This window comes from Porphyromonas gulae DSM 15663 (genome assembly GCF_000378065.1).
Taxonomy (GTDB): domain Bacteria; phylum Bacteroidota; class Bacteroidia; order Bacteroidales; family Porphyromonadaceae; genus Porphyromonas; species Porphyromonas gulae.
Genome location: NZ_KB899165.1, coordinates 1 through 14343 on the forward strand (window position 1 = coordinate 1; position 14343 = coordinate 14343).

Below are 14343 nucleotides of genomic sequence, written 5' to 3' on the forward strand. Positions count from 1 at the left end.
TGATGAAGAATACGACGGTGAACAACGGCAATGGGGCTCAGATCGTATGGCGTTCTAACGATACGGGTTCGTCCGGTATGCCTTCTCTTGTGATGGATGTTCTTGGCAACGAGTCTGCCGACCGTTTGTGGATCTTTACGGAGCCGGGTCTTTCTTTCGGTTTCGACAACGGCTGGGATGGTCGCAAGCTGCCGGAGAAGGGACTTTCACAGCTTTATGCGCTGTCGGATATCGGCAATGATAAATTCCAGGTTGCGGCTGTTCCTGAGTTGGATAATCTGCAGATCGGCTTCGATGCAGATAAGGATGGTCAATACACATTGGAGTTTGCCCTTTCTGATCATTTTTCGAAAGGGGCTGTATATCTGCACGATCTTCAGACCGAATCCAAGCACCGTATAACGAATACCACTTCGTATTCATTCGAGGCCAAACGAGGGGATTCGGGTGCACGATTCCGACTCTCGTTTGATGAGGCCGGCGTTGATTCGGAGGAAATGTCTGTTGTGGTTGGTACGGTTGGAAAGCGGATTGTTGTTAGCAACAACAGTGCCCATGACTACACAGTGCAAATTTACACCACTGACGGTAAGCTATTGTTCCGCGGGGATGTAAAGGCCGGAGGCAAGTCGATGACAGAAGCTCTGACTGATGGAGCGTATGTTGTCAGTCTTCATAGTCCTACTACAGCTACTGACGTAAGGAAGCTAATCGTTAACTGATGAGTAAAAATCAAAGCACCGTTGTAACGATGAGATTGCTCGTTGCATATCCAATTACATCGGACTTGATACATCTCTCTAAATGTTAGTAAGAGGGGGTTGTGAAGTAAAGTATTTTCCAACCCCCTCTTAACATCCTTACTCTACCGTTAAAATCTCTTTGTTTCAAATTTCAATGGGTAATTTGGATTTATTATCTAAAAAGACCAGTTTTTTGTGGAAACAAAAAGGATTGTTCGTAGTAGGCATTGCTAATACGAATAATGAATCTTATGTTTCGTAACCTACGTTTTCTAAATGGATAAGGTTTCTGACTCATTTTTTTTGTGCACCTTTGTGTAAAGAAGGGGCTGACTCTCATTCTGTAGTGTTATTGTGTCTTGATATTAAATAATTTCTCGAAAAAAAGTGCATGTTGGCATGCAAGTAATTAAAGTGTAAGATAAAGGAAGCGTATGAAGAAGAATTTGATTTTCTTGGTGTTGTTTTTGAGCGGACTGTTTGCTGCATCTGCTCAGCGCGTGGCTCTTAAGAATAATTTGCTTTATGATGCAACGCTAACCCCCAACTTGGCCTTGGAAATAGGTGTAGGCCCTAAAATGACTGTAGACCTCTTGGGAGGAGTAAACCCTTTCAAGATCAGCGATGATCATTATTGGAAGCATTGGCTTGCCCAGCCGGAATTGCGTTATTGGTTCTGTGAGAAATTCAATGGAGTGTTTATCGGACTTCATGGTCATGTCGGTCAAATGAATATCGCAGGAATATCAGTTCCTCCTGTTGGCTCCATTCATCCTAAGAGTGACTTCGACGATGCCAAGTATCATCGTTATCAAGGATGGTTCTATGGTGGTGGTATCAGTATAGGCCGTCAGTGGATCTTGGGCAATCATTGGAATCTGGAAGCAAGTATCGGTGGTGGCTATATTCACTTCGACTATGACAAGTATCAGTGTGTAGAGTGTGGGAAGAAAGTTGGTGTTGACAAGAAGGCCGATTACTTTGGCCTGACGCGAGCCACTCTTTCGTTAATCTATCTGTTTAAGTAATTCCTAATAAATGAACTCTCAAAAAAAGAGGCTTTTAATATGAAAAGAATACAACTAACTCTTATCGCTCTCTTCGCCGCTGTTGCCGGTTTGGTCGCTCAAAATACTTACGAAGGAGCAATTTCATATAAAATTTCGTTGGACAAAACCGGAAATAAGGTCGCACTAAATGGTGTGGCAGATATGAGTGGTTTGAAGCTCAAGAGCACTCAGATGATCATTGTTACGCCTATTCTTCGTTCAGAAGATGGTACGAGCCGAGTGGAATTTCCTTCGGTAGTCATTACAGGTCGCAATCGAACAAAAGCTCTCAAGCGTGAAATCGCATTTAGTTCGGCTTTGCCCCAAGCAAAAAATGCAGCCCAATACATTCGCCGCCACAATGGGAAGAGCGAGCAGTTTGCTTTCATGGGAGAGCATGCTTATGCTCCCTGGATGATGCATGCCAAATTTGTAGTTCGCGAAGAGGTGCGAGGTTGTGCCAAGTGTCCCGTTGGTCTGGCAGACGTTGCTGTGCCTTTCGAACCTTTGTTCAATCCTGCGGAAGCTCCTTATCTGTTGGCTGAGGTTACCCCGGCCGAAGAAGTGGAAAAGCAGCGAGAGTCCAGCTTCGATGCTTATATCAATTTCAAAGTCAATAAGGCAGATGTCCTTCCTGAATACCGTAACAATAAGGCGGAGTTAGAGAAAATCAGAGAATTTGTAAGCACTGTGAAGGCTAATCCTAACTATTCGGTCAATAAAATGATCATCGAAGGATTTGCTTCTCCCGAGGCTTCAATAGCCCACAATAAGGCTTTGTCTGAGCGTCGTGCCAAAAGGCTTGCAGAAGAATTGGTGCGCAAGTATGGGAAAACGTTGCCGAATATAACCACTAAGTTCGGCGGTGAAGACTGGAAAGGACTGAAACTGGCTATCGAAAAGAGCGATATAGCCGATCGTGATCGCGTACTGGAGATAATCAACTCCGATAAATATGCCGATGATGATGCACGTGAGCAGGCTCTGAAGCAACTTTCGTCTTATCGTCATATCTTGGATCAGATCTATCCGAATTTGCGTCGCAATACGATAACCATGGGATATATCGTTCGCGATTATACACTCGAAGAGGCTCGCGCAATCATTAAGACTGCTCCGAAAGAACTTAGTGAGGCCGAAATGTACCGTGTGGCAATGTCTTATCCCAAGGGAGACCAAGAGCGTTTGTTTGCTCTGAATACGACCCTGAAGTATTTCCCTGAAAGTGTAACGGGCCGAATCAATTTGGCTGTGGCCGCTTTTGAAGGTGGAGATGCTCAGCAGGCAATTGCTCTGTTGAGTCCGATTCAGACAGAAAAGGGTGTAAGCAATATCCTTGGAGCTGCTTATGCTCGTACGGGAGATTTTGCTCGTGCCGAAACCTTCTTCCGTAAGGCGGTTGCAGAAGGAGATACAAATGCGCAGCGCAACCTTGATATGTTGCTTGGCAAAAAATAAGTGGAGTTTTCCATATTGATTATTAAGGTGCACCGGGACTTCTGTTTCGGTGCACTTTTTTTGTGGCAAATCGAGTCTGCGTACAGAGATGTGTTTTGTGTGCCAAAAAACTTTTCAACAACGAAGACGAGTTTGGAATCATTCCAAATAAGCGACTCTATGAAAGCCGAATTCAAGGAGAAAATGATGCTGTGATGAACTTTTTTGGATCGGAAGCTCTTTTTCGTCAGGTCGAAGAGCAATCCATATACAAATCATTTTCAATTTATATATAAACCGTTTCCCATTTATATATAAATCATTTTCAATAAATATACAGATCGAAAACGGTTTGTATATAAATCGCAGCCCCCTAAAGGCTTTCTCGTAAGGTGATAAAACAGAGGCACCCGTCCGATTCAAGAGGAAACCGGACGGGTGCCTTATGTCGTGAGGTTATCGGAAGATTATGGGGCTTTACACCTCATGGACACTGATCTCTTTTGTGAGCATGCTGTGACGGTATATGCCGGTATGGACAGGGTAGAATCCGTCCAAAGGCCGAAAGGAAGGAGAGAAAACAGAGTGCATATCTGTTGTCATTGAGTCGTTGGTAAACGTTAGTAAACTGGTTTTGTTCGATGGACCAACCCTTTTTGTGATATACAGGTGTCCGCATTCCTGTGGGGTCTCCTATCGCACTGCAAAAGTAGGAAAAAAGCCGACTCCGAAGATGCGAAGCTCTTGTCATTTCCTCGTCGCTGCTTTCGTTCGTGCTATGTACATACGAGACAAAAGACATAAAACTGTTTGTAATGTCATCCTAAAGCGTTACTTTTGCAAAGTTTTTCATCTTACACGAAATGGCATCATCCGGAAGATACGTACTGAATCTCAAGTCGCTGCCACAAGGCAAGCACCGATTCGATTACGAATTGGGTGATTCCTTTTTTGAGCAGTCCGGAAGTTACGATATTTTAGGCGGGACATTGGCTGCAAAGGTCGAAGTGGAACGCAATGGCGATGTCTTTAATTTTTGCATCGCGCTTGACGGAATTGTCAAGACTGCTTGTGACCGATGTCTCGATGAGGTGGAAATGCCGGTAAAAGAGGAAAATAAATTGGTGGTTCGTTTCGGCGATTCTTATCAAGAGTTGAGCGACGATCTGCTTGTAGTCCCTCTGTCGGAAGGTACATTGGATCTAAGCTCGCTTCTTTATGAGTATTCCGAATTGGCTATCCCGATGCAGCGTATGCATTCGGATGGAGAATGCGACCCCGAGATGATGAATCGAATGTCCGATCTGCTGGCGATAGATGCTGATGAAGCAACAGAAGAATCCGGTATGACCGCTCACGATTCGAGGTGGGATTCTCTTGGAAAACTATTGGAACAAAAAGAACAATTTAAATAAATAAAAATGGCACATCCTAAAAGAAGACAGTCCAAAACGAGAACCGCCAAGCGGAGAACTCATGACAAAGCCGCTATGCCGACTTTGGCCAAGTGCCCCAATTGTGGAGCATGGCACATCTATCACACAGTATGTGGTGATTGTGGCTACTACCGCGGTAAGTTGGCAATCGAAAAAGAAGTGGCAGTGTAAAATTGCTTGCCCTCGGTCGATGTCGGTCGCATAGGCGGCAAGAACGAGCAAAAGAGTCCCTTAGACCTGTTCTTTGGGACTTTTTTTTTATTTTAGCGGCCACAAATAATCTTTTCCGGCGGGATATGGCCTTTGAAAAAGGCTGACGCCCGTCCATTATGCAACAAATTCAATTATGAATAAAATAAACGCGGCTATAACAGCCGTTGGGGCCTATCTCCCTGAAGATGTTATTACCAATGCCGATCTGGAAAAAATGGTTGATACCAATGACGAATGGATCATGACCCGTGTAGGCATCAAGGAGCGTCGGATCCTTCGAGACAAGGATAAAGGGGCTTCCTATCTGGCTATTCGTGCGGCACAAGACCTCTTCGATCGTCATGGTATCGATCCCAAGAGCATCGACGGCTTGATCCTTGCAACCAACTCGGGCGACTATCATTTCCCTTCCACGGCCAGCATCGTTGCTCATGAGATCGGCTGTGGCGACATCTTTACTTTCGATATGCAGGCGGCCTGTCCCACGTTTATTTATGCTCTTGAAGTGGGAGCCAATTTTATCCGTTCGGGACGTTACTCCAAGATCCTTGTGATCGCTACGGAGAAGATGACGGCTATTACGGATTATACCGATCGGGCTACTTGTCCGCTATTCGGGGATGGTGCCGGTTGTGTTTTGCTCGAGGCTACCGAAGAAGAAGTAGGCGTTATGGATGCGGTGCTGCACTCCAATGGTATCGGCAAAGATCATTTGATCATGAAGGCGGGTGGATCGGCATGTCCTCCTACACACGAAACGGTGGATAATCGTTGGCACTATGTGTATCAGGAAGGACAGGTAGTATTCAAGCATGCTGTCGTAGATATGTGCAACAGCTGTGTGGAGATCATGGAGCGCAACAATCTTTCGCACGATGATATTACTTGGGTAGTACCTCATCAGGCCAACCTCCGAATCATCGATGCCGTTGCCCGACGGATGGGAGTCCCATACGAGAAAGTGATGGTCAATATCGAGCGTTATGGCAATACCAGTTCGGCTACAATCCCCATTTGTCTGTGGGAGTGGGAGCATAAGTTGAAGAAAGGCGATGTTCTGGTCATGACCTCATTCGGTGCCGGCTTTACGTGGGGAGCTGTCTATGTCAAGTGGGCATACGATGGCAGCACGGTTCGTTGATCATACACAATAGAAACAGGGGGCTGCTTCGCCGCGAAGGCAAACAGCCCCTTATTCGTACATATAACAAAGCTTCGAAATGCAAGTAGGGGAGTCCGGTCACCGTTCGGGATTTGTCAATATCGTTGGAAACCCCAACGTCGGGAAAAGTACACTGATGAATCTGCTTGTCGGTGAGCGGATTTCTATCATTACCTCCAAGGCGCAGACCACCAGACATAGAATCATGGGGATTGTGAATACGCCGGAGATGCAAATCGTTTATTCCGATACACCGGGAGTACTTCGTCCCAATTACAAACTCCAACAGGAAATGCGGGAGTTCTCCGAATCTGCTCTCGGGGATGCCGATGTACTGGTTTATGTGACGGACGTGGTGGAGAAGGCAGATAAGAATGCTGATTTTCTCGCTCGCGTATCCCGAATGGAGTGCCCTGTACTTCTGGTCATCAACAAGATCGACCTGAGCAATCAGGAAGCATTGGAAAAACTGGTGGAAGAGTGGCGTAGCATATTGCCCAAAGCAGAGATTCACCCCATTTCGGCTACGAACAACTTCAATGTCGGGCTGCTGCAGAGACGCATCGAAAGCCTCATCCCACCCTCTCCTCCTTACTTCGAAAAAGATGCGCTCACGGACAAGCCGGCACGTTTTTTCGTTACGGAGATCATTCGTGAGAAGATCTTGCTGTACTACCAAAAAGAAATTCCCTATGCGGTGGAAGTGGTCGTGGAGGAATTCAAGGAGGAGAAGACCATTATCCGCATCAAGTCGCTGATCATCGTAGAGCGTAATTCTCAGAAAGGGATAATCATCGGCCCGAAAGGAGCGGCCATCAAACGTGTGGGGTCAATGGCCCGGCGCGATTTGGAGCGTTTCTTCGGAAAGAAAATCTTCTTGGAGATCTTTGTGAAGGTCGAAAAAGACTGGCGCAACAGGGATAATCTGCTTCGTGCCTTCGGCTATCAGTTGGATTAGTCCTTGGTCGGTCGTAGCATGACAAGCAACAATCAGAACGAAATCATAGAATAGAAATAGAGATATGGGAGCATTAGTCGCCATCGTAGGCCGTCCGAATGTGGGCAAGAGCACATTGTTCAACCGCCTTACCCAAAGCCGGCAAGCCATCGTAGCCGAAGAGGCCGGTACTACGCGCGATAGGCAGTACGGCCGGGTGCATTGGAACGGTCGGGAGTTTTCCATCGTCGATACCGGAGGCTGGGTGGTCAATTCGGAAGATGTTTTCGAGGAAGAAATCAATAAGCAAGTGTATATTGCTGTCGAGGAAGCAGATGTAGTCCTCTTCGTCGTAGACAACCAGACCGGAGTGACTTCCCTTGACGAACAAGTCGCCGAGATCCTGCGCCGAAGCAAAAAACCGGTTATAGTCGTAGCCAATAAGGTGGACAATACCGAAGATCATTATTCTGCTTCCGAATTCTATTCCTTTGGTTTGGGCGATCCTTACTGCGTTGCAGCTGTCAGCGGTTCGGGGACAGGCGATTTGCTCGACAGGGTGATGGAGCTATTGCCGGCAGAGAGCGGCCAATCGGACCTGGACGAAACACTCCCTCGAATAGCCATCGTAGGCCGTCCCAATGCAGGGAAAAGTTCCTTGCTGAATGCCTTCATCGGAGAGGACAGGCATATCGTGACGGATATAGCAGGCACGACAAGGGACTCTATATACACTAAGTACAATAAGTTCGGACTCAATTTTTACCTTGTCGATACCGCCGGTATTCGCAAAAGGGGTAAAGTGAATGAAGACCTGGAATACTACTCCGTTATCCGATCCATTCGTGCCATCGAAAACTCCGACGTATGTGTGCTGATGCTGGATGCCACACGAGGTGTGGAGTCGCAGGACCTCAATATCTTTCAGATTATCCAGCGCAATAGCAAGGGACTGGTCGTATGTATCAATAAGTGGGACTTGGTGGAAGATAAAAGTCAGGCCGTCATCAAGACGTTCGAGAATGCCATCCGGCAGCGTTTTGCTCCCTTCACGGATTTCCCCCTTCTCTTCATATCGGCTATGACCAAACAAAGGATCTTCAAAGTGTTGGAGACGGTCAATCAGGTCTATGCACGCCGCTCGACTCGTATTCCTACGCACAAGCTGAATGAAGTGATGCTGCCCATTATCGAGGCTACACCGCCTCCTGCTACCAAGGGCAAATACATCAAAATAAAATATGTGATGCAGCTTCCGACGGCAGTGCCTTCATTTGCCTTTTTTGCCAATCTGCCTCAGTGGGTGAAAGAGCCTTATAAGCGTTTTTTGGAGAATCAGATTCGTACCCACTGGGATTTTTGCGGTACTCCCATCAACATTTTTATCCGTGAGAAGTAGGGTTTGCCCCCTGCTCAATACGTTTAAGTCATTATAGAAGAATACAATGATATGGAATGGAAACGTTTTAGATTTCTGAACAATGTCGTCGGTTGGGGCGTTTTTGCAGTTGCAGCTATCGTCTATCTGATGACAATCGAGCCTACAGCCAGCCTGTGGGACTGTGCCGAGTTCATAGTCTGCGTAAACAAGTTGGAGATCGGTCATCCGCCCGGAGCACCCTTCTTCATGCTCGTCTATAATATCATATCGCATTTCACGAGCGATCCGTCACAGGTGGCATGGCTTGCCAATGCTACCAGTGCATTGGCCAGTGCCTTTACCATCCTGTTTTTGTTTTGGACGATTACCCACCTTGTCCGCCGCGTACTTGTACCGACAGTACGCAATGTATCCGGATTGGAAGAGCCGTCGAGGAAAATATCCGTTCCACGGGTAATCACGATCCTCGGCAGTGGAGTCGTTGGAGCCTTGGCCTATACGTTCAGCGATACGTTTTGGTTCAGTGCCGTCGAGGCTGAGGTATATGCATTGAGTTCTTTCTTTACGGCTGCCGTTTTCTGGCTGATGCTCAAGTGGGAGGAGCGTGCCGACAATCTACGCAGCGACCGCTGGCTCGTGTTGATCGCTTATCTTATGGGACTCAGCATCGGAGTGCACTTGCTCAATCTCCTCTGTATCCCTGCCATGGCTTTGGTGTATTACTATCGCCGTGCTTCCAAGCCCACAGGGAAGGGTGCTTTGTTGGCCCTTTTGGCTTCCTTCGCCCTTATCGGGGTGATGATGTTCGGTGTGATACAGGGTATCCCCAAGGTTGCCGGCGTATTCGATGTCTTCGCCGTCAATACTCTTGGTTTCAGCTTCAATAGCGGTTTGTATTTCTATTTCTTCCTACTGGCAGCCATATTGATTTGGTCTGTGAGGGAGACTTATTCCGCACAGGCCGAAGGTGATAAGAAGGGTACAACCAAATCGATGCGCATGCGCTTTGCCGTGTTGCTGAGTGTTGTCCTGATGGGTATTCCTTTTATCGGCAATGGCATCCTTCTCGGCATAGTCCTTACACTGGTCATAGCTTATTGGCTGTTTGCATCCAAGCGATTGAATGTGCGGTTCTTGCATACGGCCTTGATGAGTATGCTGGTTATCCTCGTCGGTTTCTCCTCTTACGGTGTTATCCTCGTTCGTGCCGTTGCCAATCCGCCGATGAATGAGAATGCTCCGTCCAATGCCTTTTCGCTTCGTAGCTACCTTGCTCGCGAACAATACGGAAGTACCCCGTTGATCTACGGACCTTCCTTTGCATCCCAACCTATCGGTTTGAAGGATGGACAGGAAGTAACAGGGCCTTCGCCCAAGGTAAATCCTATGGATAAAGACCGCTACGAAACGCTCTATACACAACGCGAGTATGAATACGGAGATGGTTCCATGATGCTTTTCCCGCGTGTCTATTCCACTACCGATGGACATCCGCAAAGTTATAATATCTGGATGGGGCGATCCGAAACGGATGCCAGTATGCCTACCTTCGGAGAGAATCTGAAATTCTTCTTCAACTATCAGGTCAATTATATGTACTGGCGTTATTTCCTTTGGAATTTCTCCGGCCGTCAGAATGACCTGCAAGGCGACGGAGGACTATTGCGTGGCAATGCCGTGACGGGTATTCCCTTCATCGACAAGATTCTTATCGGCCCAACCGATGATATGCCGGACTTCATGGCCAAGAATCGCGGACACAATGTGTATTACATGCTTCCGCTGCTTTTGGGCCTGATCGGTATTTCTTTCCAGCTGTTGCGAAAGGAGAAAGGGGCACAGAGTTTCTGGATCACTTTCTTCCTCTTCTTTATGACCGGTTTGGCCATCGTATTGTATCTCAATCAGACACCCGGCCAACCGCGCGAGCGAGACTATGCCTATGCGGGATCTTTCTATGCTTTCTGTATTTGGATCGGTTTCGGTGTGGCCGGATTGGTCGATTTCTTGCGTCGGGCCAAACTCAGCCACGCCACTGCGGCTACCATCGCTACGGCTGCTGCCGTGCTGGTGCCTATCCAGATGGCCGGCCAGAACTGGGATGACCACGATCGTTCGGGACGCTACGTGGGACGCGATTTCGGTGCCAATTATCTGGAGAGCTGCGATCCCAATGCCGTTATTTTCACCTATGGCGACAACGATACCTTCCCGCTCTGGTATGCTCAGGAGGTAGAAGGCGTTCGTACCGATGTCCGTGTGAGCAATCTCAGCTACTTGGGAGCAGACTGGTACGTACGCCAGATGAAGCAGCAAGCCTATCAGTCCGATCCGCTACCGTTGAAGAATATGAATGAATCCTTCATCAGCCGGAATGCCTTCGTCCGTATAGACCCCAATTACTCTGCCAGAGATCCGGAACTGAACCTTCGTTCACTCCCGGGTAGTGGATTCACGGCCGATGGCAAGCCCGTCATGATGCTGTCCGAAGCCATGAAAATAGCTACTCGCCCCGTCACTTATGGTAATGGTGTGATGCCGAGCGAGAATCTGTACCTGCCGGTAGATTCGCAAGCATTGGGACAGGCGTTTGGCGATTCGGCTAAGGTGCATGTCCGTCGGACCATCGATCTGTCTTTGGCCGGTAAGGGCATCCTCTCATTGGCCGATCTGAGCGTCCTCGATCTGATAGCCAATAACGAATGGAAGCGTCCTATCTATTGGGCTATTACGTCTCCGAGCAATTCCTTCTCCAACCTGCCGGACTACTTGCGTCAGACCGGTATGGCCAATCAGTTTGTGCCTTTCAAGGCCCGTCGCGTAGGCGATAACATCGATGTGGAGAAGACCTATACCAACGTGATGACCAAGTTCCGCTTCGGAGGAGCCAATAATCCCAAGGTGTACTTCGATGCAGATATTCGTAATTCCACCAATACTTATCGCGTAGCTGTGTTTTCTCCGTTGGCAAAGGCCTTGCTCGAAAGAGGCGATACCGTTCGTGCCCGCAAGGTGCTCACCAAATGCCTCCAAGAGATCAGTCCTGAAGTCGTACCCTATGATTATCGCTCGCTGGTATTGGCACAGACCCTGTACGATGCAGATATGGTGGCCGATGCAGATCGGATAGTCAAGGCCGTGGCAGGCTCTTCGATGCGTACGCTTAACTGGTTCTTCCGCCTGTCGGAATCCAAGTTTATGCAGATGCTTTCCGAAGGAGAGATCGATCAGGAGATGAATACAGTTGCTACGGCTCTTCGACTCAGTACTGCTTACGACAGCAAGGTGCTGGACGAATATCTGCCCGTATTCCAGAACTATTATAAGGTTCTCTACGCTGATCAGCAGGGTAATAGCAAACCGCAATAAATGCAGCTCAGACTCGTAGAACGACTTATCTGTCGCGTGCCCATGTGGTACCGGGCTTTGTTCCCCGGTGCCACATGGCGTATTCCTGCCAAAGAAGGAAAAAGCATCTATCTGACCTTTGATGACGGTCCCATACCGGAGGTAACACCCTGGGTATTGGATACGCTCGATGAACTTGGCGTCAAAGCTACGTTCTTCTGTGTGGCGGACAATGTGCGTCGCTATCCCGATCTTTTTGCCGAGATACAGCACCGTGGTCATCAGGTAGGCAATCACACTTTCCACCATCTGCAAGGGCTGAAAGTCCGCACGCGTACCTATCTGAAAGATGTGGAAGAGGCCGACCGGCTTATCAATTCTCGCTTCTTCCGACCACCACATGGTCATCTTCGCTTCATGCAGACCCTCCTGCTTAGCAATCACTACGACATTATTATGTGGGATGTGATCACGCGTGATTATAACGCTCGCCTTTCACCCGATACCGTCTTCGGTTCGGTAGTTCGCTATGCACGCAACGGCTCCATTATTACCTTCCACGACTCCCTCAAAGCCACTCCCAATATGCAGCAGGCCATGCCTCGCGCTGTTCGCTGGCTTTTGGATGAGGGCTACACCTTCAAGTGCCTGGGCGATCCGGCCGACTAAGCCGTTTACCTGTTTTTCCCCTTTTGCCCGATGATTGTCCTTACGGAAGACGGATCTCCCACCATCCTTTCGTCTCATTACGGCGAACACTACCACTCCATACACGGTGCGTGTCGTGAGAGCGAACATGTATTCGTTCATACGGGATTATTGCACCGTCTGGAATCTTTCCATCTCTCCGGTACTTTGTATCTCTTTGAAGTCGGATTCGGAACGGCTCTCAATGCGCTACTAACCCTGCGTGAACAACGGTGTCGGGGTCTCTCCATTCATTACTCTGCCATTGAGAAATTTCCTCTCGAAGGGGATGTATATGAGCATCTTCGCTTTTCTGTGGGAATGGCCGATGAAGACAAACTCCTGCAAGATCTCCACCATGCACCGTGGGGAATGGATTGTGAAATATATCCCGGCTTCACGTTGCACAAGATAGCATCCGACCTGACCGATTTTACATTCCGTAAGCCTATCGACCTCATCTATTTCGATGCTTTCTCTCCCGAAGTTCAGCCGGAGTTGTGGAGCGAAGAGATTTTCACTCGAATGGCCGGGGCATGCCGTTCAGGAGCGGTATTGGCTACCTACTGTGCCAAAGGAGAGATCCGCCGCCGGCTCACACGCGCCGGCTTCCGTATGGAACGCCTACCCGGACCTCCCGGCAAACGCGAAATCTTGCGCGGCACTTATTCCCTTGAAAATAGAGGGGACGACCTCTAAATCACCGCTCCATCATATCGATAGTGCATATGCAGACTCCCAAGTGTATTTGGTTCGGGAAAATAACTGTTTGCCGTGCTGAAAAACGTGGCGCGAGATTTTTTTCGTTCCGGTTCGGCAAGTGAAAATTTTACGCGCCGAAACGAAAAAAATCTCGTCCCACTTTTCTCGATTTTACGAATGGTAATCGGCGAGGTTCCGGTGCGTAAATTTTCAACCGATAGTTTGCCCCGATGGCACAAAATCATAATCATCAGTCCATCTTTCGATCCGATCTGACGGGATTATGCATGGAGAGAGGACAATCGTTAGCTTTGCAATCCAATCGAAACAGATCCAATATGATACGCATCATACAACCGATCATACGAAGCGAGCGAAGACGCAAATTGGGACGCGAATACTTCATCCTTCACCGCAAGCTGTCGGACTGCTTTTCTTCGATCAAATGGGCTTTACCATCAGAGGGGGACTATTCTCATGGTTGTTCCTATCCGGTCATGGAGCATCGGTCGCTCATTATGCGCCGGCTGAAGGATGTGGACATGTACCTGCAAGAGAACAAACGAACCAATCTGCGACTGGCCGTCTCCAAGCTCCATGGCATGATCATACGCCCCGGCGAGACCTTCTCCGTTTGGCGCCATGTAGGCCGGCCGACTGCTCGCAAGGGGTACCTCGAAGGTCTGGTGCTGAATCAGGGGAAGATCGGCAAAGGAGTGGGAGGCGGTCTCTGTCAGCTTGGCAATCTGCTTTTTTGGATGTTCGCCCATACGCCGCTGTCCATTGTCGAGCGACACAGGCACAGCTTCGATGTTTTTCCCGATATCAATCGCAGCATTCCTTTCGGAGCAGGGGCTACGCTTTCGTACAACTATATCGACCTTCGGGTCAGGAACGATACGCCCCACACCTACCGACTGGAACTCTGGCTGGACGATACGTACCTGAACGGACGTATCAGTTCCGATACGGAGCAGACGGATCGCTATCGCATCGAGGAGACGGATCACCGCATAGAGCATCAGAGCTGGGGTGGCTATACGCGGCACAATAAACTGGTACGTATCGTCACCCGCGCCGATGGAAGCGAATATACCGAGCCGTTTGCGGAGAATCATGCCATCATGATGTACAACCCGCTACTTAGCCCACCGCAAAACAGTGGCACCACGGCTTTTGAACGGTGATCTCGGCGGCTTCTTGGGATAGCTCTTTTTCAGAGAAAGACTGAGAATAAAGCATATATTT

The 14343-nt window shown here is 48.4% G+C and carries 14 protein-coding genes and 1 pseudogene; 13 read left to right on the top strand and 2 right to left on the bottom strand.

Annotated features, from left to right (window positions below):
* From F452_RS10805 to F452_RS0106710, 3 genes are all read left to right on the top strand, one after another.
* A partial coding sequence (locus F452_RS10805) for a T9SS type A sorting domain-containing protein (RefSeq protein ID WP_033317161.1) occupies positions 1-722 on the top strand: 722 nt, incomplete at its 5' end.
* 455 nt (positions 723-1177) lie between these two features.
* Entirely contained in the window at positions 1178-1771 is a 594-nt protein-coding gene (locus tag F452_RS0106705; RefSeq protein WP_018965451.1) for a DUF3575 domain-containing protein, read from the top strand.
* Positions 1772-1810: 39 nt separating this feature from the next.
* Positions 1811-3250: a DUF3868 domain-containing protein gene (locus F452_RS0106710; protein WP_018965452.1), complete on the top strand. Its 1440-nt coding sequence runs from the start codon at positions 1811-1813 to the stop codon at positions 3248-3250.
* Positions 3251-3706: 456 nt separating this feature from the next.
* On the opposite strand, the gene F452_RS13035 is transcribed toward F452_RS0106710, so the two are convergent.
* Positions 3707-3832, bottom strand: a complete 126-nt coding sequence (locus F452_RS13035) for a hypothetical protein (protein ID WP_255327689.1) — start codon at positions 3830-3832, stop codon at positions 3707-3709.
* A 260-nt stretch (positions 3833-4092) separates the two neighbouring features.
* On the opposite strand from F452_RS13035, the gene F452_RS0106720 reads away from it, so the two are divergent.
* The 8 genes from F452_RS0106720 (at position 4093) to mnmD (ending at position 13092) form a co-directional block, all read left to right on the top strand.
* Positions 4093-4644 (top strand): YceD family protein, encoded by a 552-nt coding sequence (locus tag F452_RS0106720; RefSeq protein WP_018965454.1) that lies wholly within the window; start codon positions 4093-4095, stop codon positions 4642-4644.
* 6 nt (positions 4645-4650) lie between these two features.
* Positions 4651-4836: a 50S ribosomal protein L32 gene (gene rpmF / locus F452_RS11540; RefSeq protein WP_080637703.1), complete on the top strand. Its 186-nt coding sequence runs from the start codon at positions 4651-4653 to the stop codon at positions 4834-4836.
* Positions 4837-5011: 175 nt separating this feature from the next.
* Entirely contained in the window at positions 5012-6019 is a 1008-nt protein-coding gene (locus tag F452_RS0106725) for a beta-ketoacyl-ACP synthase III (protein WP_018965455.1), read from the top strand.
* 79 nt (positions 6020-6098) lie between these two features.
* Entirely contained in the window at positions 6099-6998 is a 900-nt protein-coding gene (gene era, locus F452_RS0106730) for a GTPase Era (protein WP_018965456.1), read from the top strand.
* Between the two features lie 64 nt (positions 6999-7062).
* The gene (der, locus tag F452_RS0106735; RefSeq protein WP_018965457.1) at positions 7063-8376 is read left to right on the top strand and encodes a ribosome biogenesis GTPase Der; all 1314 of its coding nucleotides are present in this window, start codon (positions 7063-7065) and stop codon (positions 8374-8376) included.
* Between the two features lie 51 nt (positions 8377-8427).
* The gene (locus tag F452_RS0106740; protein WP_018965458.1) at positions 8428-11727 is read left to right on the top strand and encodes a glycosyltransferase family 117 protein; all 3300 of its coding nucleotides are present in this window, start codon (positions 8428-8430) and stop codon (positions 11725-11727) included.
* The gene (locus tag F452_RS0106745; RefSeq protein ID WP_018965459.1) at positions 11728-12375 is read left to right on the top strand and encodes a polysaccharide deacetylase family protein; all 648 of its coding nucleotides are present in this window, start codon (positions 11728-11730) and stop codon (positions 12373-12375) included.
* A 30-nt stretch (positions 12376-12405) separates the two neighbouring features.
* Positions 12406-13092, top strand: coding sequence for a tRNA (5-methylaminomethyl-2-thiouridine)(34)-methyltransferase MnmD (gene mnmD / locus F452_RS0106750; RefSeq protein ID WP_018965460.1), 687 nt, complete (start codon positions 12406-12408; stop codon positions 13090-13092).
* Positions 13093-13104: 12 nt separating this feature from the next.
* On the opposite strand, the pseudogene F452_RS13360 reads toward mnmD, so the two are convergent.
* A pseudogene (locus tag F452_RS13360) lies at positions 13105-13230 on the bottom strand (DUF1661 domain-containing protein); the annotation flags it as partial.
* On the opposite strand from F452_RS13360, the gene F452_RS12805 reads away from it, so the two are divergent.
* Both F452_RS12805 and F452_RS0106755 read left to right on the top strand, forming a co-directional pair.
* Positions 13190-13279 (top strand): DUF1661 domain-containing protein, encoded by a 90-nt coding sequence (locus F452_RS12805; RefSeq protein WP_369794172.1) that lies wholly within the window; start codon positions 13190-13192, stop codon positions 13277-13279. The pseudogene F452_RS13360 and the gene F452_RS12805 sit on opposite strands and share 41 nt — an antisense overlap.
* A gap of 154 nt (positions 13280-13433) precedes the next feature.
* The gene (locus F452_RS0106755) at positions 13434-14282 is read left to right on the top strand and encodes a VanW family protein (RefSeq protein WP_026292272.1); all 849 of its coding nucleotides are present in this window, start codon (positions 13434-13436) and stop codon (positions 14280-14282) included.
* Positions 14283-14343: the final 61 nt, after the last annotated feature.

Excerpts from the sequence above, each read along its gene's own strand:
- mnmD (WP_018965460.1), top strand. The coding sequence starts at position 12,406 with ATGATTGTCCTTACGGAAGACGGATCTCCCACCATCCTTTCGTCTCAT.
- era (WP_018965456.1), top strand. The coding sequence starts at position 6,099 with ATGCAAGTAGGGGAGTCCGGTCACCGTTCGGGATTTGTCAATATCGTT.
- der (WP_018965457.1), top strand. The coding sequence starts at position 7,063 with ATGGGAGCATTAGTCGCCATCGTAGGCCGTCCGAATGTGGGCAAGAGC.
- rpmF (WP_080637703.1), top strand. The coding sequence starts at position 4,651 with ATGGCACATCCTAAAAGAAGACAGTCCAAAACGAGAACCGCCAAGCGG.
- F452_RS0106725 (WP_018965455.1), top strand. The coding sequence starts at position 5,012 with ATGAATAAAATAAACGCGGCTATAACAGCCGTTGGGGCCTATCTCCCT.
- F452_RS0106740 (WP_018965458.1), top strand. The coding sequence starts at position 8,428 with ATGGAATGGAAACGTTTTAGATTTCTGAACAATGTCGTCGGTTGGGGC.
- F452_RS0106755 (WP_026292272.1), top strand. The coding sequence starts at position 13,434 with ATGATACGCATCATACAACCGATCATACGAAGCGAGCGAAGACGCAAA.
- F452_RS0106720 (WP_018965454.1), top strand. The coding sequence starts at position 4,093 with ATGGCATCATCCGGAAGATACGTACTGAATCTCAAGTCGCTGCCACAA.
- F452_RS0106705 (WP_018965451.1), top strand. The coding sequence starts at position 1,178 with ATGAAGAAGAATTTGATTTTCTTGGTGTTGTTTTTGAGCGGACTGTTT.
- F452_RS13035 (WP_255327689.1), bottom strand. The coding sequence starts at position 3,832 with ATGACAACAGATATGCACTCTGTTTTCTCTCCTTCCTTTCGGCCTTTG.
- F452_RS0106745 (WP_018965459.1), top strand. The coding sequence starts at position 11,728 with ATGCAGCTCAGACTCGTAGAACGACTTATCTGTCGCGTGCCCATGTGG.
- F452_RS0106710 (WP_018965452.1), top strand. The coding sequence starts at position 1,811 with ATGAAAAGAATACAACTAACTCTTATCGCTCTCTTCGCCGCTGTTGCC.